Raw genomic sequence first — 18,988 nt, forward strand, 5'->3', positions numbered from 1 at the left:
TCCGTCAGCGCCGCGGCTCCCACCGGAACCACCGCCGTACAGCAAACACGGCGGCGACAATCCAGGCCAGCGCGACCGCCAGGGCGCCCAGCGCCTCGGAGGCCGGCAGATCGCCGGTCCACGCACCGCGCACCAGCGTGATGGCGGGCGTCAGCGGCAGCAGCTCGCACACCGAGGCCAGCCGGTCGGGCAGCACTTCCAGCGGGACGGCGACGCCCGAGCCGAGCATGGACACGAACATCATCGGCAGGCTGGTCACCTGGGCGCTCTCCGCGGTCCTCGTGAACGCGGCCGTGACCGCCGCCAGCGCCCCGCACAGCACGAGTCCCAACAGCACACCCGCCACGGCGAGAAGCGGAGCGGGCGGCGCCCCGAGGTCCATCAGGACCGTGCAGCCGGCCGCGAGCAGCACGCACTGCACCAGCCCGATGCCGGAGGCCGGCAGCGCGGCCCCGACGAGGATCTCTCCGTCCCGCAGCTCACCGGTACGCAACCGCTTCAGCACCAGCTCCTCGCGCCGCACCACATACACACTGGTGAGCGCCGCGTACACCGCGAAGAGCAGCGAGAACCCGATCGCGGCGGGCAGCAGCACGGTCCCGACCGTGAGCCCGGCCTCCGCCAGATCCATCCCGTCGATCGCGGACCGCACACTCAGCGGCAGCAGGAGCGGGATGAGCACCGCGGTGACGAGGGTCGCCCGGCTGCGCCCCAGCAGGGTCAGCTCCGCCCGCGCGAGGGCGTTCATCCGTCCGGTGACCGTGGTCATACGGCTGCCACCTCCTCGTTCCGATCAGCCGACATCCGCCCCGCGATCTGCAGGAACGCCTCCTCCAGCGAGGCCGACCGCACATCGAGCCTGCGCAGTTCGACCCCGGCATCCCGGGCCCACACCAGCAGCTCGGTGGCCGTCCGCTGCACCTCGTGCGTCCGCAGCCGTACGACCCGGCCGTCCTCCTCGTGCTCGACGACCCCCAGCTCACCCAAGGAGGGCAGATCCCCGAGGAAGTAGCTCTCGGGCAGCTCGAAGGAGATCCGGGCCGGCTGGGACGCCGTCACCTCGGCGGGTGTCCCGGCCGCCGCGATCCGTCCCTCGTGCAGGATCGCCAGCCGGTCGGCCAGGCCCTCGGCCTCTTCCAGGTAGTGCGTGGTCAGCAGCACCGTCGTACCGGTGTCCCGCAGCCGCCGGACCAGCTCCCAGGTGTCCCGCCGCCCTTCGGCGTCCAGCCCGGTCGTCGGCTCGTCCAGGAACAGCACCTCGGGCCTGCCGAGCAGCGCGAGCGCCAGATCAGCCGTCGCCGTTCACCCCCGGACAGCTGCTTCACCCGTACGCCGGACCGCTTGCCGAGCCCGACCAGCTCCAGAGCCTCGTCCGTGGGCCGCGCCCCGCTCGTACAGCCCGCCCACATCCGGACGGTCTCCCCGACGGTCAGCTCCGAAGGAAAGCCGCCCTCCTGCAACATCACCCCGGTCCGTGGCCGTACGGCGGCCCGCTCGGCGTAGGGATCGTGTCCCAGCACCCGCACCCGGCCCCCGGCCGGTGCCGCGAGGCCCTCCAGCAGTTCGACGGTCGAGGTCTTGCCCGCCCCGTTGGTGCCCAGCAGCGCGAAGACCTCGGCATGTTTCACGTGGAACGTGATCCCACGCACCGCCTCGAACCCGCCCCCGTAGACACGCCTCAGGTCGGTGACCTCGATCACGTGCTCGTGTTCGTTCGTGTTCATGGCTTCAGCATCCCGGCGGCGAAAACCCGGGAGCAGTGCGTGATGTCATCACTGCACATGACAAATGTCAGAAGGCATCGGGTAACTGCGGCAGATGGGGAACACGGGAACACGGAACACGTCAAAGGCCCCGGTCGTCGACCGGGGCCTTTCACAATGGAGCGGACGACGAGGCTCGAACTCGCGACCTCAACCTTGGCAAGGTTGCGCTCTACCAACTGAGCTACGTCCGCATTGCTCCCGATCAGCTTTCACTGACCGGTGCGAGCACCAGCCTACCTGATCCACAAGAGTGGTCGGTACGGCGATGCTGGAGCGGGTGACAGGAATCGCACACTGCGCCTTCCCCCTGGAAGGGGGATGTTCTACTACTGAACTACACCCGCATGACTCCGTGAGCTGGGCTTTTCCGGCCCCGCCCCTCGGCGTGCTCCAGACTCTAGCTGATCACCTGGGGTGCTGTGCAAGTCGGTTGCTCCGAGGGGCGCGTGAGCGACCGTCGACCGAGGCTCACTGGGCCGCGGCGAACGCCTCGTAGACCTTCTTCGGGATGCGGCCCCGTGCGGGAACGTCCATCTTGTTGGCCTGCGCCCAGGCCCGTACGGCCGCCGGGTCGGGGGCGACCTCCGTCTGCCGGTAGGCCTTGCCCGACTTCGACCGCTTGCGGCCGGCCTCCACGTACGGCGCGAGCGCCTTACGCAGTTTCTTGGCATTGGCTTCATTCAGGTCGATCTCGTACGACTTGCCGTCGAGTCCGAAGGCGATCGTTTCCGCCGCTTCCGAGCCGTCGATGTCGTCAAAGAGAGTGACCACGACCTTCTGCGCCACGAATATCGGTCCCTTCGTACGGCCGTCTATCCAGCTCAGCTGCGATGACATGCCGAGTGTCGGCTATTGCCAATTCATTTGTACAGTGCCCGGCAAAGCATTGTGAAGCCCGACTAAATCTGTCCGCGTGTCCCAACGCAATAGCTGCCGCGGGTGGATCTCGGATCTTTCCTGGAACTTTTCGTGAACGCAGCCCGTCGATGCCTGACCGTGACCATCGATCCGTAGCTTCCTACAACTCTACCCGCGTAGAAATTTTGTGCGGGTAGTCTGAAGGAACCTGCTCAGCACCACACACCGGGAGTGCCAGTGGCACGCGTCGTAGTCGACGTCATGCTCAAGCCGGAGATCCTCGACCCCCAGGGCCAGGCGGTGCAGCGCGCACTGCCGCGCCTCGGTTTCGACGGCATCTCCGACGTACGTCAGGGAAAGCGATTCGAACTGGAAGTGGACGGCCCGGTCGACGAGGCCGCGCTCACCCGCATCCACCAGCTCGCGGAATCCTTCCTTGCCAACACCGTGATCGAGGACTTCTCTGTCAGGGTGGACAACAACGAGGCGCACGCCGCGGAGGCCGTGAAGTGACCGCTCGTATTGGCGTCGTCACTTTCCCGGGCAGCCTCGACGACCGGGACACGCAGCGCGCGATCCGTATCGCCGGCGCCGAACCCGTCGCCCTGTGGCACAAGGACAAGGACCTCAAGCAGGTCGACGCCGTGGTGCTGTGCGGAGGCTTCTCCTACGGCGACTATCTGCGCGCCGGTGCCATCGCCCGCTTCTCGCCGGTCATGGAGCCCCTGATCGAGCAGGCGAAGGCCGGACTGCCGGTCCTCGGCATCTGCAACGGCTTCCAGATCCTCACCGAGGCCCATCTGCTGCCCGGAGCGATGCTCGGCAACGACCACCTGCACTTCATCTGCCGCGACCAAAAGCTCCGGGTGGAGAGCGCCAACACCGCCTTCACCAGCGACTTCGTCGCCGGTCAGGAGATCCACATCCCGCTGAAGAACATGGACGGGCGGTACGTCGCCGACGCGCGCACCCTGGACATGCTGGAGGCGGAGGGCCGGGTCGTCTTCCGCTACCTGGACTTCAACCCGAACGGCTCGCTGCGGGACATCGCGGGCATCACCAACGAGGCCGGAAACGTCGTAGGCCTGATGCCGCACCCGGAGCACGCCGTGGAGCCGCTCATCGGCACCGGCCGCACCGACGGCCTCCCCTTCTTCACCTCGATCCTCAAGAAGCTGGTCAACGCATGAGCAGGACGCCTCTGGACACGGTCGAGCACGCGGCCGCGACCCCCGACGTCGCGCTGCCCTGGGCCGAACTCGGCCTGAAGAAGGACGAGTACGAGCGGATCGTCGAGATCCTCGGCCGCCGCCCTACCGGCGCCGAGCTCGCCATGTACTCGGTCATGTGGTCCGAGCACTGCAGCTACAAGTCCTCCAAGGTCCACCTCCGCCAGTTCGGCGAGAAGGCCCCCCAGTCCGACGCCCTGCTCGTCGGCATCGGCGAGAACGCCGGTGTCGTGGATGTCGGCCAGGGCTACGCGGTCACCTTCAAGGTCGAGTCGCACAACCACCCCTCGTACGTCGAGCCCTACCAGGGCGCGGCCACGGGTGTCGGCGGCATCGTCCGCGACATCATCGCGATGGGCGCCCGCCCGGTCGCGGTGGTCGACCCGCTGCGCTTCGGCGCCCCCGACCACCCCGACACCAAGCGCGTCCTGCCCGGCGTCGTCGCCGGCATCGGCGGCTACGGCAACTGCCTGGGCCTGCCCAACATCGGCGGCGAGGTCGTCTTCGACGCCTGCTACCAGGGCAACCCGCTGGTCAACGCCGGTTGCGTGGGCGTGATGCGGCACGAGGACATCCACCTCGCGAAGGCGTCCGGCGCGGGCAACAAGGTCATCCTGTACGGCGCCCGGACCGGCGGCGACGGCATCGGCGGCGCGTCGATCCTCGCGTCGGAGACCTTCGACGACGCCAAGCCGAGCAAGCGCCCCGCCGTCCAGGTCGGCGACCCCTTCCAGGAGAAGCTCCTCATCGAGTGCACCCTGGAGGCGTTCGCCGAGAAGCTGGTCGTCGGCATCCAGGACCTCGGCGCGGCGGGCCTGTCCTGCGCCACGTCCGAGCTGGCCTCCAACGGCTCCGGCGGCATGACCGTCGTCCTCGACGACGTACCCCTGCGCGACTCGACGCTCTCCCCCGAGGAGATCCTGATGAGCGAGTCGCAGGAACGGATGTGCGCGGTCGTCGAGCCGGGCAAGGTCGACCGCTTCCTTCAGATCTGCGAGAAGTGGGACGTCATCGCCACGGTCATCGGCGAGGTCACCGACGGCGACCGCCTGGAGATCTTCTGGCACGGCGAGAAGATCGTCGACGTCGACCCGCGCACCGTCGCCCACGAGGGCCCGACGTACGAGCGCCCCTACGCCCGCCCCTCCTGGCAGGACGCCCTCCAGGCCGACGACGCGGGCAAGCTGCCCCGCCCGGAGACCTCCAAGGAGCTGAAGGAGCAGGTCCTGCAGCTGGTGGCGTCCCCGAACCAGGCGTCGAAGAAGTGGATCACCTCGCAGTACGACCACTTCGTGCAGGGCAACACCGTCCTCGCCCAGCCCGAGGACTCCGGCATGATCCGGATCGACGAGAAGACCGGCCTGGGCGTCGCCATCGCAACGGACGGCAACGGCCGGTACGCCAAGCTGGACCCGTACAAGGGCGCGCAGCTGGCCCTCGCGGAGGCCTACCGGAACGTGGCCACGACCGGCGCGAAGCCGCTCGCGGTCTCCGACTGCCTGAACTTCGGCTCGCCCGAGGACCCGGCGGTGATGTGGCAGTTCGCGGAGGCGGTACGGGGTCTGGCGGACGCCTGCCGGCAGCTGGGCACGCCGGTGACCGGCGGCAACGTCTCGCTCTACAACCAGACGGGCGAGGCGGCGATCCACCCGACGCCGGTCGTCGCGGTCCTCGGCGTGATCGACGACGTGGCGCGCCGCACGCCGGTCGGCTTCCAGGAGGACGGGCAGCTGCTCTACCTCCTCGGCGACACCCGCGAGGAGTTCGGCGGCTCGGCCTGGTCCCAGGTCGTCCACGACCACCTCGGCGGCCTGCCGCCCGAGGTCGACCTGGAGCGCGAGCGCCTGCTGGCCGAGATCCTGATCTCCGCCTCCCGCGACGGCATGATCGACTCCGCGCACGACCTGTCGGACGGCGGCCTGATCCAGGCGGTCGTCGAGTCGGCGCTGCTGGGCGGCAAGGGCGCGCGCCTGATCGTCCCGGACGGCCTGGACGCGTTCACGTTCCTCTTCTCCGAGTCGGCGGGCCGCGCGATCGTCGCCGTGCCGCGCTCGGAGGAGGTCCGCTTCAACGACATGTGCGGTGCGCGCGGCCTTCCGGCCACCCGCATCGGCGTCGTCGACGGCGACTCGGTGGACGTCCAGGGCGAGTTCGCACTCTCCCTGGAGGAACTGCGCGAGGCCCACGAGGGGACGATTCCGGCGCTGCTCGCCTGAGTACCTTCGATACGACCGTGAAGGCCCCGCCCGTTGTCAGGGCGGGGCCTTCACGTAGCTTCGGTGGCACCTGGAGATGACGGGGGAGCGGGGCGCGGTCCGGCACCTTCCGCGCCGATTAGGCTCACCGCCATGCCCCCGGCCAAGAAGCGCACCCGCAGCTACGACCCCGCCAAGACCCGCGCTGCCGTGCTGGCCCAGTTCGGCAACGTGCGACAGGCCGTCCGCGTCCTCACGCCCGAGCAGCTCGCCCTTCCCACCCGCCTGGGTGACTGGACCGTACGGGATCTGGTCGCGCACACCGGGATGGCCCTCGCGGCCGTGAGCAGGCTGCTCGGTGCGCCCGAGCCCGTGCGGCAGGACGGCCGGCTGCTCGACTGGCCCTCCGCCATCGCAGCCGACGCCCCCGCCATCGCCGACACCGCCCGCCACCTGGCCGAACAGCACCCCGACCTCGACGCGCACCTCGCCGACGTCGAACGGCGTTTCCTCGCCGACCTCGACGCCCACCCGGGCACCCGGCTGCTCCCCACCAGCGCCGGCGCGCTCCCCCTGGCCGACTACGTCGTCACCCGCACCGTCGAGCTGGTCGTCCACACCGACGACCTGAACGCCGCCGTGCCGGGGCTGGAGATCCCGTACGACCGGCAGGCCCTCGCCGCGGCGACCCGGCTGCTCGCCGACGCGCTCGCCGCGAGGGCCCCCGGCGGTTCGACCGAGGTGCGGATCCCGCCGTACGCCGTGGTGCAGTGCGTCGAGGGCCCGAGGCACACCCGGGGCACCCCGCCCAACGTCGTCGAGACCGACCCGCTGACCTGGATCCGGCTCGCGACCGGCCGCCTCACCTGGCAGGACGCGGTCACCAACGCCACGGTGAGCGCGAGCGGAGAGCGGGCCGACCTGGGCAGACTCCTTCCGCTGATGTCCTGAGACGCCGATGTCCCCGGACGGGAACCAACCACCCCACCCGCCCCGTCGAATCGGCATGTACAGGCAGAAGCAGCGCACCCGCATCGCGGCCCTCGCGCTCCTCCCCCTCGCCGCCGCCTGCGGCAGCGAGCAGGCGGGCAGTACGACGGCCGACGTCCGCAAGCCCGTCACGGGCGTCCACTGGACCGTCGACAGCGTCACCGTCGACGGCACACAGCACGCCGCTCCCACCGACGCATACGTCACGATCGACGACAGCGGCAAGGCCCAGGGCAACTACGGCTGCAACCACTTCAGCGCGCAGGCCTCCTTCGACGGCGACCGCGTCCGGCTCGGCGACGCGACGGTGACCGAGATGGCCTGCGAGGAGGAGCCCATGGCCTTCGAGGAGAACCTCGCCCGCACTCTCGCCGACGGCCCGTTGAAGACCGAGGTCAGCGGCGACCGCCTGACCCTCACCACGGACGCCGGCGACACCGTCCGCCTGACGGAGGAGCAGCCGGCCCCGCTCTACGGGACGAAGTGGACGGTCACGACCCTCGGCAAGGGCGGCCCGGACGGGGTCGCCGAGCCCCTCCCCAAGGGCGCCGAGGGCACGGCGCACCTCACCTTCGACAAGGCCACGGGCACCGTCGCGGGCCGCCTCACCTGCAACAAGTTCAACGCCGAGGCCACCGTCCGCGACGGCCGCATCACCCTCGGCCCCGCGTCCACCACGCGCATGATGTGCGAAGCCTCACTCATGACAGCCGAAAGGCGTCTCCTGAACCTCTTCGACGGCACCGTCAGCTACCGCCTGGAACACCGCACCCTCACGCTGACCAGCGAAAACGGCGAGTCGGTGACCGCGACCGCCGAGCAGTGATCCCTTACCGCCAGGTATCCCCAATTCGGACCAGTGGTCGACCTCGCCTACACTCGGTGGCGTGCCACGTGGTGACGGTCGACTCAATCACGATCTGCTTCCCGGCGAAAAAGGCCCCCAGGACGCCTGCGGCGTCTTCGGCGTCTGGGCTCCGGGCGAAGAGGTCGCAAAGCTCACGTACTTCGGGCTCTACGCCCTCCAGCATCGGGGTCAGGAATCCGCGGGAATCGCGGTCAGCAACGGCTCCCAGATCCTCGTCTTCAAGGACATGGGCCTGGTCTCGCAGGTCTTCGACGAGACCTCGCTCGGCTCCCTGCAGGGACACATCGCGGTCGGTCACGCCCGCTACTCCACCACCGGCGCCTCGGTGTGGGAGAACGCCCAGCCGACGTTCCGCGCCACCGCGCACGGCTCCATCGCGCTCGGCCACAACGGCAACCTGGTCAACACGGCCCAGCTCGCCGAGATGGTCGCCGACCTGCCCAAGCAGGACGGCCGTAGCACCCGGGTCGCCGCCACCAACGACACCGACCTGCTGACGGCCCTGCTGGCCGCCCAGGTCGACGCCGACGGCAAGCCGCTGACCGTCGAGGAAGCCGCCCCGGTCGTGCTGCCGCAGGTCAGGGGAGCCTTCAGCCTCGCCTTCATGGACGAGCACACCCTGTACGCCGCCCGCGACCCGCAGGGCATCCGCCCGCTGGTCCTGGGCCGCCTGGAGCGCGGCTGGGTCGTCGCCTCCGAGACCGCCGCCCTCGACATCGTCGGCGCCAGCTTCGTGCGCGAGGTGGAGCCGGGCGAGTTCCTCGCCATCGACGAGAACGGCCTGCGTTCCTCCCGATTCGCGGACGCGAAGCCCAAGGGCTGTGTCTTCGAGTACGTGTACCTGGCCCGCCCCGACACCGACATCGCCGGCCGGAACGTGTACCTCTCCCGCGTCGAGATGGGCCGCCGCCTCGCCAAGGAGGCCCCCGTCGAGGCCGACCTGGTGATACCGACCCCGGAATCCGGCACCCCGGCCGCCATCGGCTACGCCGAGGCCTCCGGCATCCCGTTCGGTGCGGGTCTGGTGAAGAACGCGTACGTCGGCCGTACGTTCATCCAGCCCTCCCAGACGATCCGCCAGCTCGGCATCCGCCTGAAGCTGAACCCGCTGAAGGAAGTCATCAAGGGCAAGCGGCTGGTCGTCGTCGACGACTCGATCGTCCGCGGCAACACCCAGCGCGCCCTGGTCCGCATGCTCCGCGAGGCGGGCGCCGCCGAGGTGCACATCCGGATCTCCTCGCCGCCCGTGAAGTGGCCGTGCTTCTTCGGCATCGACTTCGCCACCCGCGCCGAGCTCATCGCCAACGGCATGACCATCGACGAGATCGGCACCTCGCTCGGCGCCGACTCCCTGGCGTACATCTCCATCGACGGCATGATCGAGGCGACCACCATCGCCAAGCCGAACCTGTGCCGCGCCTGCTTCGACGGGGAGTACCCGATGGAGCTCCCGGACCCCGAGCTGCTGGGCAAGCAGCTCCTGGAGACCGAGCTGGCGGCCGGTCCCGCCGCCACGGCTGCCACGGACGCGATCCGCCGCCCGTAGGCGCCCGTCACACCTGCCGTACGACACGAAGGTTCTCATCGCCATGTCTGAGACAACTGGTGCCAGCTACGCAGCTGCGTCTTACAAAACAGCAGGTGTCGACATCGAAGCGGGCGACCGCGCGGTCGAGCTGATGAAGGAGTGGGTGAAGAAGACGCAGCGCCCCGAGGTCCTCGGCGGCCTCGGCGGCTTCGCCGGCCTCTTCGACGCCTCCGCCCTCAAGCGCTACGAGCGCCCCCTGCTCGCCTCCGCCACGGACGGCGTCGGCACCAAGGTCGACATCGCCCGCCGGCTGGGCGTGTACGACACCATCGGCCACGACCTGGTCGCGATGGTCATGGACGACATCGTGGTGTGCGGCGCCGAGCCGCTGTTCATGACCGACTACATCTGCGTCGGCAAGGTCCACCCCGAGCGGGTCGCCGCCATCGTCAAGGGCATCGCCGAGGGCTGTGTGCTGGCCGGCTGCGCCCTGGTGGGCGGTGAGACGGCCGAGCACCCCGGGCTGCTGGGCGAGGACGACTTCGACGTCGCCGGCGCCGGTACGGGCGTGGTGGAGGCCGACCGGCTGCTCGGCGCGCATCGCATCCGAACGGGTGACGCGGTCATCGCCATGGCGTCCTCCGGTCTTCACTCGAACGGGTACTCGCTGGTCCGGCATGTGCTGCTGGACCAGGCGGGCCTGTCCCTCGACGCCCACATCGAGGACCTCGGCCGCACCCTCGGCGAGGAACTGCTGGAGCCGACGAAGATCTACTCGCTGGACTGCCTGGCCCTCACCCGCACCACCGAGGTGCACGCCTTCAGCCACATCACCGGCGGTGGACTCGCGGCCAACCTGGCCCGCGTCATCCCGGACGGCCTGCACGCGGTCGTCGACCGCTCCACCTGGACCCCGGCGCCGGTCTTCGAACTCGTCGGCAGGACCGGTGACGTCGAACGCCTGGAACTGGAGAAGACCCTCAACATGGGCGTCGGCATGATCGCGATCGTCCCCGAGGAGTCCACCGAGGTGGCCCTGGCGACACTGGCCGACCGCGGGGTCGACGCATGGGTCGCCGGTGAGATCACCGACCGGGGCGAGCACACGACGGGCGCGGCCCTGGTGGGCACACATTCAAACTAAAAGCGCCGACGGCTGACGCCCTGCGGGCAGCACAGAACCCGGTCGGTGACCGAGGTCACCGACCGGGTGAATGCTCACTGCAACGTCAAGCGCCGCGACGGTGGCGCGAGGACTCGTCGTCCTCGTCCTCGTCGTCGTCCTCATAGAGGTCGGCGTACCGTGCGTACAGGTCGTCGTCGTGCTCATCGTCCTCGAACCGGTCACCGTTCGTGTTCGGTGACGTGTTCGACGTCGATGCGCCCAGCTCCTCGGCCAGGCGTGAGAGGTCCGTCCCACCGCTGTTGTACTTCAGCTGGCGGGCGACCTTCGTCTGCTTGGCCTTGGCCCGGCCGCGCCCCATGGCTCGACCCCCTCAACGACGGGGCTCGACGGCCCCAGAGTCTTGACACGCGTTCATGATCCGGCACGGGCTCTCCGTGGAGAGACCGGTCCGTAGGGCTTCCACGGTACCTGAGCCCGCGCCCATACGGTACGTCGCCCGCAGCACGCGCGTGTGCCCAGAACCTTTGAGGCGCCCCGTCCTCGCTGGTCAGTGGCGATTTTAACCACTTATTGGCGGACGACCCGCCGGTCGAAGTGAGAGTTCTCTCCAACTGTCCACCGGCAGGTACCGCTCATACCCACGGATGAGCCCCGCGGAACGTCACCATCCGCGGGCCGCGCGAGCCTCCGCCATCCGCTGCTCGGCGATCCGGTCGGCCGCGGCGGCCGGCGGAATCCCATCGTCCTTCGCACGTGCGAATATGGCCAGCGTGGTGTCGTAGATCTTCGCCGCCTTCGCCTTGCACCGGTCGAAGTCGAAGCCGTGCAGTTCGTCGGCCACCTGGATGACCCCGCCGGCGTTCACCACGTAGTCGGGCGCGTAGAGGATCCCGCGGTCGGCGAGGTCCTTCTCGACACCCGGGTGGGCGAGCTGGTTGTTGGCCGCGCCGCACACCACCCGAGCGGTCAGCACCGGAACGGAGTAGTCGTTCAGCGCCCCGCCGAGCGCGCACGGGGCGTAGATGTCGAGGCCCTCGACGCGGATCAGCGCGTCGGTGTCGGCGACCGCCGTGACGCTCGGGTTGCGCTCGGTGACCCGGCGTACGGCTTCCTCGCGCACGTCGGTGACGAACACCTCGGCACCCTCCGCCATCAGGTGCTCCACCAGGTGGTGGCCGACCTTGCCGACGCCGGCGATGCCGACCCGGCGGCCGCGCAGCGACGGGTCGCCCCACAGGTGCTGCGCGGAGGCGCGCATGCCCTGGTAGACGCCGAAGGCGGTGAGGACGGAGGAGTCGCCGGCGCCGCCGTTCTCGGGGGAGCGTCCGGTGGTCCAGCGGCACTCGCGGGCCACGACGTCCATGTCGGCGACGTACGTACCGACGTCGCAGGCGGTGACGTAGCGGCCGCCGAGCGAGGCCACGAACCGGCCGTAGGCCAGCAGCAGCTCCTCGGTCTTGATCCGCTCGGGATCGCCGATGATCACGGCCTTGCCACCGCCGTGGTCCAGCCCGGCCATGGCGTTCTTGTACGACATCCCGCGCGCGAGGTTGAGCGCGTCGGCGAGGGCCTCGGTCTCGTTGGCGTACGGGTAGAACCGCGTACCGCCGAGCGCGGGGCCGAGGGCGGTGGAGTGAATGGCGATCACGGCCTTCAGGCCGCTCGCGCGGTCCTGGCAGAGCACGACCTGCTCATGACCGCCCTGATCCGAGTGGAACAGGGTGTGCAGTACATCAGCAGGTGCGCCGGTTACGTCGGTCACGGTGGTGACTCCTGAGGTAAGAAGCGGCGATGGACGAGGCTCCGTGCGGGTGGCGGGGCCTGTGAGCATGAGATTAGAGCCTCCGGAGCCCCCCGGACGGGCAGTGCTCAGGATCACCTCCGCACGGAGTACGTCCGTGCGACGATTTGCATAGTTTTCCCGCGCGTTTGTGGGCGGGTTCCGCAGGTTTCCCCGGCAGGCGGCGGGGGAGGGAGCAGGCGTGCCCAAGGTGTCCTCGGTGATCGTTCCGTATGCGGCGTATCTGCGCGTATACGAGCCGCTGGCCGCCTTCCCGGAGCGGGAGCGGGACCACTGGGCGCGCTACGCGCGCCGCCCGGACCGCCCTTCGTACCAGGACGAACTCCGCCGCTCCCTGGCCGACTTGCTGCCCACGCCGCCCGTGCCGGTGCCGGTGCACGAGAGCCCTGACGCCTTCGTGCTGGAGGCCCACGGGGTGGTCCACATCTGCCCCTGGCGGACCCGGCTGCGCGGCTGGCAGGCACTCGGCGACCTCGCCGAGGAACTCCCGCCGCCACTCCTGGACGCCGTGCTGCCCCCGCTGGTGCGCCACCAGGCGACCCAGGACTACGAGCGCTGGCTGGCCGGCAACCCCGACGCCCGCCCCTGGATCCGCACGGCGACCTGGCATGTGCCGCTGAACTGGTTCGTCCTCGTCTCCGACGAGGAGCGGGAGTACGACAAGGGCTCCGGCGCCCCCGACGACGCCGCGCCGGTGCTGCGCTACCGCACGCCCATGGTGCAGGCCCGGCGCCGGGTGGCCCGCGCCCTGCGCACGCTCAGGAACGCGATGGACGAGGGACCGCTGATCGACGGGCTGGTGGACGTCGGGCGGTGGCTGGAGGAGTTCCATCCGCGCTCGCAGGTGGAGCTGGACTACGGCGGGCTGGTGCACGCCCTGCCGGCCGGTGACCTGGAGGGCGACCACTCGGCGGCCGACGTGGCCGAGGGGATCGAGGCGCTGCGCATCGGCGACGGGGTCGCGGCGGGCGAGGCGTACGGACGGCTGGTGGAGCGCTGGCGGTCGGTGCGGGACCTGCGTTCGGCGAACTGACGTACTGTTCTGTGACGTACCTTACGAACCTTACGGGGCGTCAACAACGGACCTACGGCCCGATCTGGGCGTATCTGTCAAGTGTGTGACGCATGCGACATGCGTGATGGAGCGCACGTACACGTCTCTTGCGGTCCTTGCCCGTCCTCATGCCAAAATAGGACAAGGAGTCCGGGGAGGACTCCGTCCGTCCCTATGTGCTCAACTATGGGCGGATTCTCCGCATTGCACGCTTTAGGGGGTCTGGTGACTCCTGATCGCCCTGTGACTGATCGTCACAGTGGCGTGACTGTCCGCTATGGCATGGTCCATCGGCATCCGTCGCTGATGAACACCTGGGAGGGCAATTCCATCGGTTTGGCCGACGCGGCTGGACAGATGGTGTAGTTGTAGTGCCGAGGACAAGCCGTTCGTCCTATAACCGACTCGACTCGCGTCCGCCATTTCGGGCAACGCGGGTCAAGGTGCAGAATTTAGAGGAAAGAACCGAGAAGGTTCGGTTCTCCCGAGGAGGCCGCTCATGACCGCTCGCACCCCTGATGCCGAGCCGCTGCTGACCCCGGCTGAGGTCGCCACGATGTTCCGCGTCGACCCGAAGACGGTCACGCGGTGGGCGAAGGCCGGCAAGCTCACGTCCATCCGCACGCTCGGCGGGCACCGCCGCTACCGCGAGGCCGAGGTCCGCGCTCTGCTCGCGGGCATCCCGCAGCAGCGCAGCGAGGCCTGAACAACTGAATAACCGGACAAATCGGCCGGTCCCCCAACCTGCCGAGGCGTCCGAAACCAAGCACCAACCGACGCGGGTTCTGCCCCAACAGGGCCCTCGCCCGAGGTCATCGGACAGCTGACAGGGTGCGTCGTCGATCGCGCTGGACTCCGCCGGGTCCAGCGCGATCTTTTTTGTGCGCGGGACGGCTGGGCTGTGGGCGGGCCTGTCGGGTCTGGGGAGGGATGCCGGAGCTGCTGTGAGGGGGCTCCCCGGGGTGGTGCAATTGCACATATTAAATTGACCGGTTGTAGGGGATGGGTAAGTACCGCCGTTCCAGAAACTCATGCGGTGACTCCCGTCACATGCCAGGGTGCTTGTTGCCTCTGGACTATGTGCGGTAGGGGAGTTGGGACCATGGAGTCATGACTGGGGGTGTGCGCCGGAGGGGCGCTCCTCCTTGACGCCCTCCTCGGAGGCGTCCATGGCCAGCCGCAGCAGGCGATGGCAGACCGGGCAGTGCCGGGTGAGATGCCGGTACGACGACGCGGCCGACAGATGCGCACGCAGCAACGCCCGCGTCTCATGCCTCGCCGATGCCGCCATACGCCACCTCCGGGGGCCCTCCGGGCGGGTTGCCCTGGTTTCTGAGTACCGACCGAATGTGACGCCGTCAAGGCGGCGTAGAGCGCACACAACAGAGCCCGGGTTCCGAAGAACCCGGGCTCTCATGCTGTGCGGTCCTGACGGGATTTGAACCCGCGGCCTCCACCTTGACAGGGTGGCGAGCACTCCAAACTGCTCCACAGGACCAGGTTTCGCGGCGCCATTCGTGCGTTGCGCTGCGAGAAGAGACTGTACAGGAGCGTGGGCGCCGGGTCGAACTCACTTAGGGTGCGGGGTCCGTTACGGGACAGCCGCGTCGATCGCCTTCACGATCCGCTTGTCCGACACCGGGTACGCCGTGCCCAGCGCGTGCGCGAAGTAGCTCACGCGGAGCTCCTCGATCATCCAGCGGATGTCCAGGACGGCGGCCGGGACCGGGCGGCCCTTGGGCATCTGCTCCAGCAGCCACGCGTACTCGTCCTGCATCTCGTGGACCTTCTCCATGCGCGTGGTGTCCCGCTGCACGCTCGTCGGCATCTGCTGCAGGCGCCGGTCCGCGGCCACCAGGTAGCGCATCAGGTGCGGCACACGGCTCAGGCCCGCCTCCGTGACGAAGCCAGGCTTCACAAGGGCGTCCAACTGCTTGCGTACGTCCTGGAGGTTCGGCAGCAGCGCGGGGCTGCGTACGGCCTTCAGACGGCGCTCACAGGCCTGCCAGGCGGCGAGCACCTGCTGCACCTGGCCCACCGTACGCACCGTCGTGTCGACGATCTCGGAGCGCACCTTGTCGTAGAGCTTGCGGTACGACTCCTCGTCCCACGCCGGCCCCCCGAAGTCCGCGATCAGCTTGTCCGCAGCCGCCATCGCACAGTCGTCGAACAGGGCCTGGATCGAGCCGTGCGGGTTGGCCGAGAGGGCGAGCTTCTGGGCGTTCGTCAGGCGGTCGCTCGCGAACTTCGCGGGATTGACCGGGATGTTGCGCAGGATGAGCCTGCGCGTGCCCTTCCACATGGCCTCCGCCTGCTCCGCCTCCGTGTCGAAGAGGCGCACGGAGACGGTGTTCGCCGTCGGTCCGTCGTCGACGAGCGCCGGGTACGCCTTCACCGGCTGGCCGGCGCGGCGGGTCTCGAAGACGCGGCTGAGAGTGCCGATGGTCCAGTCGGTCAGGCCCTTGCGCTCGACGGACTCGCCACCCCGGCGCTCGGCGGTGGCGGCAGCGGCCTGCGACAGCGCCTTGCGGGCCTTCGGCTTCAGCTGGAGCTTCAGCGCCTCCAGATCCTTGTCCTCGGCCAGCTTGCGGCGCCGCTCGTCGACGATCCGGAAGGTGATCCGGAGGTGGTCGGGGACTTTCGCCCAGTCGAAGTCGTCGGCGGTGAAGGGCACGCCCACCATCCGCTTCAGCTCACGGGCCATGGTGGAGGTGAGGGGCTCCTGGAGGGGGACGGCCGTGTCCAGGAAGCGCTTCGCGAAATTCGGCGCGGGTACGTAGTTGCGGCGGATCGGTTTGGGCAGGGAGCGGATGAGCTCCGTGACCAGTTCCTCCCGCAGGCCCGGGATCTGCCAGTCGAAGCCCTCCTCGGTGACCTGGTTCAGGACCTGGAGCGGGATGTGGACGGTGACGCCGTCGGCGTCCGCACCCGGCTCGAACTGGTACGTCACCCTGAACTTGAGCGGGCCCTGCCGCCATGAGTCCGGATAGTCCGCCTTCGTGACGGCCTCCGCCGACTCGCGGATGAGCATCTCGCGCTCGAAGTCGAGAAAGTCGGGCTGCTCCTGCCGCTTGTGCTTCCACCAGGAGTCGAAGTGGGCGCCGGAGACCACGTGTTCGGGGACGCGCTGCTCGTAGAAGTCGAACAGGGTCTCGTCGTCGACCAGGATGTCCCGGCGGCGGGCCCGGTGCTCCAACTCCTCGACCTCGGTGAGGAGTCTGCGGTTGTCGGCGAAGAACTTGTGGTGCGTGCGCCAGTCACCCTCGACCAGCGCGTTGCGAATGAAAAGCTCCCTGGAGACTTCCGGGTCGATCCGGCCGTAGTTCACCTTCCGCTGGGCGACGATCGGCACCCCGTACAGCGTGACCTTCTCGTACGCCATCACCGCGGCCTGGTCCTTCTCCCAGTGCGGCTCGCTGTACGTCCGCTTGATCAGATGCTCGGCGAGGGGCTCGACCCACTCGGGCTCGATCTTGGCGTTGACGCGGGCCCACAGGCGGGAGGTCTCGACCAGCTCGGCGGACATCACGAAACGCGGCTGCTTCTTGAACAGCGCCGAGCCGGGGAAGATCGCGAACTTGGCGTTGCGGGCGCCCAGGTACTCGTTCTTGTTGCCGTCCTTCACGTCCTTCATGCCGATGTGCGAGAGCAGACCGGCGAGGAGGGAGACATGGATGCGATCGGCGGGGGCGTCGTCCTCGTTGAGGTGGATGCCCATCTGCTTGGCGACCGTACGCAGCTGGGTGTAGATGTCCTGCCACTCGCGGATGCGCAGGAAGTTCAGGTACTCCTGCTTGCACATCCGGCGGAAGGACGACGAGCCGCGTTCGCGCTGCTGCTCGCGGATGTAGCGCCAGAGGTTGAGATAGGCGAGGAAGTCGCTCGTCTCGTCCTTGAAGCGGGCGTGCTGCTGGTCCGCCTGGGTCTGCTTGTCGGCGGGGCGTTCGCGGGGATCCTGGATGGAGAGCGCGGCGGCTATCACCATCACCTCGCGGACACAGCCGTTCCTGTCGGCCTCCAGGACCATACGGGCCAGGCGCGGGTCGACCGGGAGCTGGGCGAGCTTGCGGCCGGTGTCCGTCAGGCGCTTGCGCGGATCCTTCTGGGTGGGATCCAGCGCACCCAGCTCCTGGAGGAGTTGGACGCCGTCGCGGATGTTGCGGTGGTCCGGCGGATCGATGAAGGGGAACTTCTCGATGTCGCCCAGGCCGGCGGCGGTCATCTGCAGGATGACGGAGGCGAGATTCGTACGGAGGATCTCCGCGTCCGTGAACTCCGGGCGGGCGAGGAAGTCGTCCTCGCTGTACAGACGGACGCAGACGCCGTCGCTGGTACGGCCGCAGCGGCCCTTGCGCTGATTGGCGCTGGCCTGCGAGATCGGCTCGATGGGCAGCCGCTGGACCTTGGTGCGGTGGCTGTACCTGGAGATCCGGGCGAAGCCGGGGTCGATGACGTACTTGATGCCCGGAACGGTGAGGGACGTCTCGGCGACGTTGGTCGCCAGCACGATCCTGCGTCCGGTGTGCGGCTGGAAGACGCGGTGCTGCTCGGCGTGGGAGAGGCGGGCGTAGAGGGGGAGGACCTCCGTGAAGCGGTACTGCTTCCTGATGAGCGCGTCCGCGGTGTCCCGGATCTCCCGCTCACCGGAGAGGAAGACCAGGATGTCGCCCTTGCCCTCCTGCTGGAGCTCCTCCACGGCGTCGATGATCGCGGTGATCTGGTCGCGGTCGGCGTCGTCGGTGTCCTCTTCGAGGAGCGGCCGGTAGCGGACCTCGACGGGGTAGGTGCGGCCGCTGACCTCGACGATCGGGGCGTCACCGAAGTGCCGGGAGAAGCGCTCCGGGTCGATGGTGGCCGAGGTGATGACGACCTTGAGGTCGGGGCGCCTGGGGAGGAGCTGGGCGAGGTAGCCGAGCAGGAAGTCGATGTTGAGGGAGCGCTCGTGGGCCTCGTCGATGATGATCGTGTCGTAGGCGCGCAGCTCGCGGTCGGTCTGGATCTCGGCGAGCAGGATGCCGTCGGTCATCAGCTTGACGAAGGTGGCGTCCGGATTCACCTGGTCGGTGAAGCGGACCTTCCAGCCGACGGCCTCACCGAGGGGGGTGTCCAGCTCCTCGGCCACCCGCTCGGCGACGGTACGGGCGGCGATACGGCGGGGCTGGGTGTGCCCGATCATGCCGCGGACGCCACGCCCGAGCTCCATGCAGATCTTCGGGATCTGCGTCGTCTTGCCGGACCCGGTCTCACCGGCGACGATCACGACCTGGTGATCGCGGATGGCGTCGGCGATCTCGTCCTTCTTCTGGCTGACGGGCAGCTGGGGCGGGTACGTGACCGCGGGTACATGGGCCCGGCGCTCGGCCATACGGGCCTCGGCCTTCGCGATCTCCGCCTCGATCTCGGCGAGGACGGCGGCGCGAGCCTCCGGCTTACGGATCTTCCGCGCACCTTCGAGCCTGCGCCCGAGCCGGTGCGCGTCGCGCAGGGAGAGGTCGGTGAGGCGGGGGGCGAGGGCAGGCAGCGTAGACATACGGGTTCCAGGATCTCATCCCCGGGAAATCCGACGCGAATGA

General features: G+C 69.0%; 15 protein-coding genes, 3 tRNA genes and 1 pseudogene. 9 read left to right on the forward strand and 10 right to left on the reverse strand.

Features of this window, described 5'->3' with window-relative positions; all coding sequences use genetic code 11:
• Positions 1–4: 4 nt before the first annotated feature.
• The 5 genes and pseudogenes from HJD23_RS21890 to HJD23_RS21910 form a co-directional block, all read right to left on the reverse strand.
• Positions 5–769: an ABC transporter permease gene (locus HJD23_RS21890; RefSeq protein ID WP_171117699.1), complete on the reverse strand. Its 765-nt coding sequence runs from the start codon at positions 767–769 to the stop codon at positions 5–7.
• Positions 766–1,724, reverse strand: a pseudogene (locus HJD23_RS21895) (ABC transporter ATP-binding protein). Before HJD23_RS21895 ends, HJD23_RS21890 begins: the two are co-directional and overlap by 4 nt.
• A 157-nt stretch (positions 1,725–1,881) precedes the next feature.
• A tRNA-Gly gene (locus HJD23_RS21900) sits at positions 1,882–1,957 on the reverse strand.
• Positions 1,958–2,035: 78 nt separating this feature from the next.
• A tRNA-Gly gene (locus HJD23_RS21905) sits at positions 2,036–2,110 on the reverse strand.
• 124 nt (positions 2,111–2,234) lie between these two features.
• Entirely contained in the window at positions 2,235–2,552 is a 318-nt protein-coding gene (locus HJD23_RS21910) for an Lsr2 family protein (RefSeq protein WP_141312900.1), read from the reverse strand.
• Between the two features lie 309 nt (positions 2,553–2,861).
• On the opposite strand from HJD23_RS21910, the gene purS reads away from it, so the two are divergent.
• The 7 genes from purS (at position 2,862) to purM (ending at position 10,578) form a co-directional block, all read left to right on the forward strand.
• The gene (gene purS / locus HJD23_RS21915) at positions 2,862–3,137 is read left to right on the forward strand and encodes a phosphoribosylformylglycinamidine synthase subunit PurS (protein WP_171117701.1); all 276 of its coding nucleotides are present in this window, start codon (positions 2,862–2,864) and stop codon (positions 3,135–3,137) included.
• Positions 3,134–3,814 carry a phosphoribosylformylglycinamidine synthase subunit PurQ gene (gene purQ / locus HJD23_RS21920; protein ID WP_141312904.1) on the forward strand — a complete coding sequence of 227 codons (681 nt, stop codon included), beginning with the start codon at positions 3,134–3,136 and terminating at the stop codon, positions 3,812–3,814. Before purS ends, purQ begins: the two co-directional genes overlap by 4 nt.
• Positions 3,811–6,069: a phosphoribosylformylglycinamidine synthase subunit PurL gene (gene purL / locus HJD23_RS21925; protein WP_171117703.1), complete on the forward strand. Its 2,259-nt coding sequence runs from the start codon at positions 3,811–3,813 to the stop codon at positions 6,067–6,069. Before purQ ends, purL begins: the two co-directional genes overlap by 4 nt.
• Before the next feature lie 132 nt (positions 6,070–6,201).
• The gene (locus tag HJD23_RS21930) at positions 6,202–6,999 is read left to right on the forward strand and encodes a maleylpyruvate isomerase family mycothiol-dependent enzyme (RefSeq protein WP_171117705.1); all 798 of its coding nucleotides are present in this window, start codon (positions 6,202–6,204) and stop codon (positions 6,997–6,999) included.
• A 55-nt stretch (positions 7,000–7,054) separates the two neighbouring features.
• Positions 7,055–7,864: an META domain-containing protein gene (locus HJD23_RS21935; protein ID WP_171117707.1), complete on the forward strand. Its 810-nt coding sequence runs from the start codon at positions 7,055–7,057 to the stop codon at positions 7,862–7,864.
• A gap of 61 nt (positions 7,865–7,925) precedes the next feature.
• Complete coding sequence (purF, locus tag HJD23_RS21940) at positions 7,926–9,452, forward strand: amidophosphoribosyltransferase (protein ID WP_171117709.1); 1,527 nt, start codon at positions 7,926–7,928, stop codon at positions 9,450–9,452.
• 43 nt (positions 9,453–9,495) lie between these two features.
• A complete protein-coding gene (purM, locus tag HJD23_RS21945; RefSeq protein ID WP_171117710.1) occupies positions 9,496–10,578 on the forward strand; it encodes a phosphoribosylformylglycinamidine cyclo-ligase in 1,083 nt (360 codons plus the stop codon).
• An 85-nt stretch (positions 10,579–10,663) separates the two neighbouring features.
• Here purM and HJD23_RS21950 read toward each other — a convergent pair whose 3' ends face one another.
• Entirely contained in the window at positions 10,664–10,918 is a 255-nt protein-coding gene (locus tag HJD23_RS21950; RefSeq protein WP_171117712.1) for a DUF3073 domain-containing protein, read from the reverse strand.
• A gap of 303 nt (positions 10,919–11,221) precedes the next feature.
• The gene (locus HJD23_RS21955) at positions 11,222–12,322 is read right to left on the reverse strand and encodes a Glu/Leu/Phe/Val dehydrogenase (protein WP_171117714.1); all 1,101 of its coding nucleotides are present in this window, start codon (positions 12,320–12,322) and stop codon (positions 11,222–11,224) included.
• Between the two features lie 220 nt (positions 12,323–12,542).
• Here HJD23_RS21955 and HJD23_RS21960 point away from each other — a divergent pair, with 220 nt between their 5' ends.
• Together HJD23_RS21960 and bldC are read left to right on the forward strand one after the other, a co-directional pair.
• The gene (locus tag HJD23_RS21960) at positions 12,543–13,394 is read left to right on the forward strand and encodes a hypothetical protein (RefSeq protein ID WP_171117717.1); all 852 of its coding nucleotides are present in this window, start codon (positions 12,543–12,545) and stop codon (positions 13,392–13,394) included.
• A gap of 520 nt (positions 13,395–13,914) precedes the next feature.
• Positions 13,915–14,121 carry a developmental transcriptional regulator BldC gene (gene bldC / locus HJD23_RS21965; RefSeq protein WP_003949541.1) on the forward strand — a complete coding sequence of 69 codons (207 nt, stop codon included), beginning with the start codon at positions 13,915–13,917 and terminating at the stop codon, positions 14,119–14,121.
• Positions 14,122–14,523: 402 nt separating this feature from the next.
• Here bldC and HJD23_RS21970 read toward each other — a convergent pair whose 3' ends face one another.
• The 3 genes from HJD23_RS21970 to hrpA all read right to left on the reverse strand — a co-directional run bounded on the left by HJD23_RS21970 (position 14,524) and on the right by hrpA (position 18,945).
• On the reverse strand, positions 14,524–14,706 hold the full coding sequence (locus HJD23_RS21970) for a DUF6274 family protein (RefSeq protein WP_171117719.1): 183 nt from the start codon (positions 14,704–14,706) through the stop codon (positions 14,524–14,526).
• Positions 14,707–14,838: 132 nt separating this feature from the next.
• Positions 14,839–14,913: transfer RNA gene (locus tag HJD23_RS21975), tRNA-Asp, on the reverse strand.
• A gap of 93 nt (positions 14,914–15,006) precedes the next feature.
• The gene (gene hrpA, locus HJD23_RS21980; protein ID WP_171117721.1) at positions 15,007–18,945 is read right to left on the reverse strand and encodes an ATP-dependent RNA helicase HrpA; all 3,939 of its coding nucleotides are present in this window, start codon (positions 18,943–18,945) and stop codon (positions 15,007–15,009) included.
• Positions 18,946–18,988 lie beyond the last annotated feature (43 nt).

This window comes from Streptomyces sp. Z423-1 (assembly GCF_013009255.1).
Classification (GTDB): Bacteria; Actinomycetota; Actinomycetes; order Streptomycetales; family Streptomycetaceae; genus Streptomyces; species Streptomyces gossypiisoli.

What these genes read in the sequence shown, in the direction of transcription:
- HJD23_RS21890 (WP_171117699.1), bottom strand. Translation starts at nt 769, where the DNA reads ATGACCACGGTCACCGGACGGATGAACGCCCTCGCGCGGGCGGAGCTG.
- purL (WP_171117703.1), top strand. Translation starts at nt 3,811, where the DNA reads ATGAGCAGGACGCCTCTGGACACGGTCGAGCACGCGGCCGCGACCCCC.
- HJD23_RS21930 (WP_171117705.1), top strand. Translation starts at nt 6,202, where the DNA reads ATGCCCCCGGCCAAGAAGCGCACCCGCAGCTACGACCCCGCCAAGACC.
- HJD23_RS21935 (WP_171117707.1), top strand. Translation starts at nt 7,055, where the DNA reads ATGTACAGGCAGAAGCAGCGCACCCGCATCGCGGCCCTCGCGCTCCTC.
- purM (WP_171117710.1), top strand. Translation starts at nt 9,496, where the DNA reads ATGTCTGAGACAACTGGTGCCAGCTACGCAGCTGCGTCTTACAAAACA.
- HJD23_RS21950 (WP_171117712.1), bottom strand. Translation starts at nt 10,918, where the DNA reads ATGGGGCGCGGCCGGGCCAAGGCCAAGCAGACGAAGGTCGCCCGCCAG.
- bldC (WP_003949541.1), top strand. Translation starts at nt 13,915, where the DNA reads ATGACCGCTCGCACCCCTGATGCCGAGCCGCTGCTGACCCCGGCTGAG.
- HJD23_RS21970 (WP_171117719.1), bottom strand. Translation starts at nt 14,706, where the DNA reads ATGGCGGCATCGGCGAGGCATGAGACGCGGGCGTTGCTGCGTGCGCAT.
- hrpA (WP_171117721.1), bottom strand. Translation starts at nt 18,945, where the DNA reads ATGTCTACGCTGCCTGCCCTCGCCCCCCGCCTCACCGACCTCTCCCTG.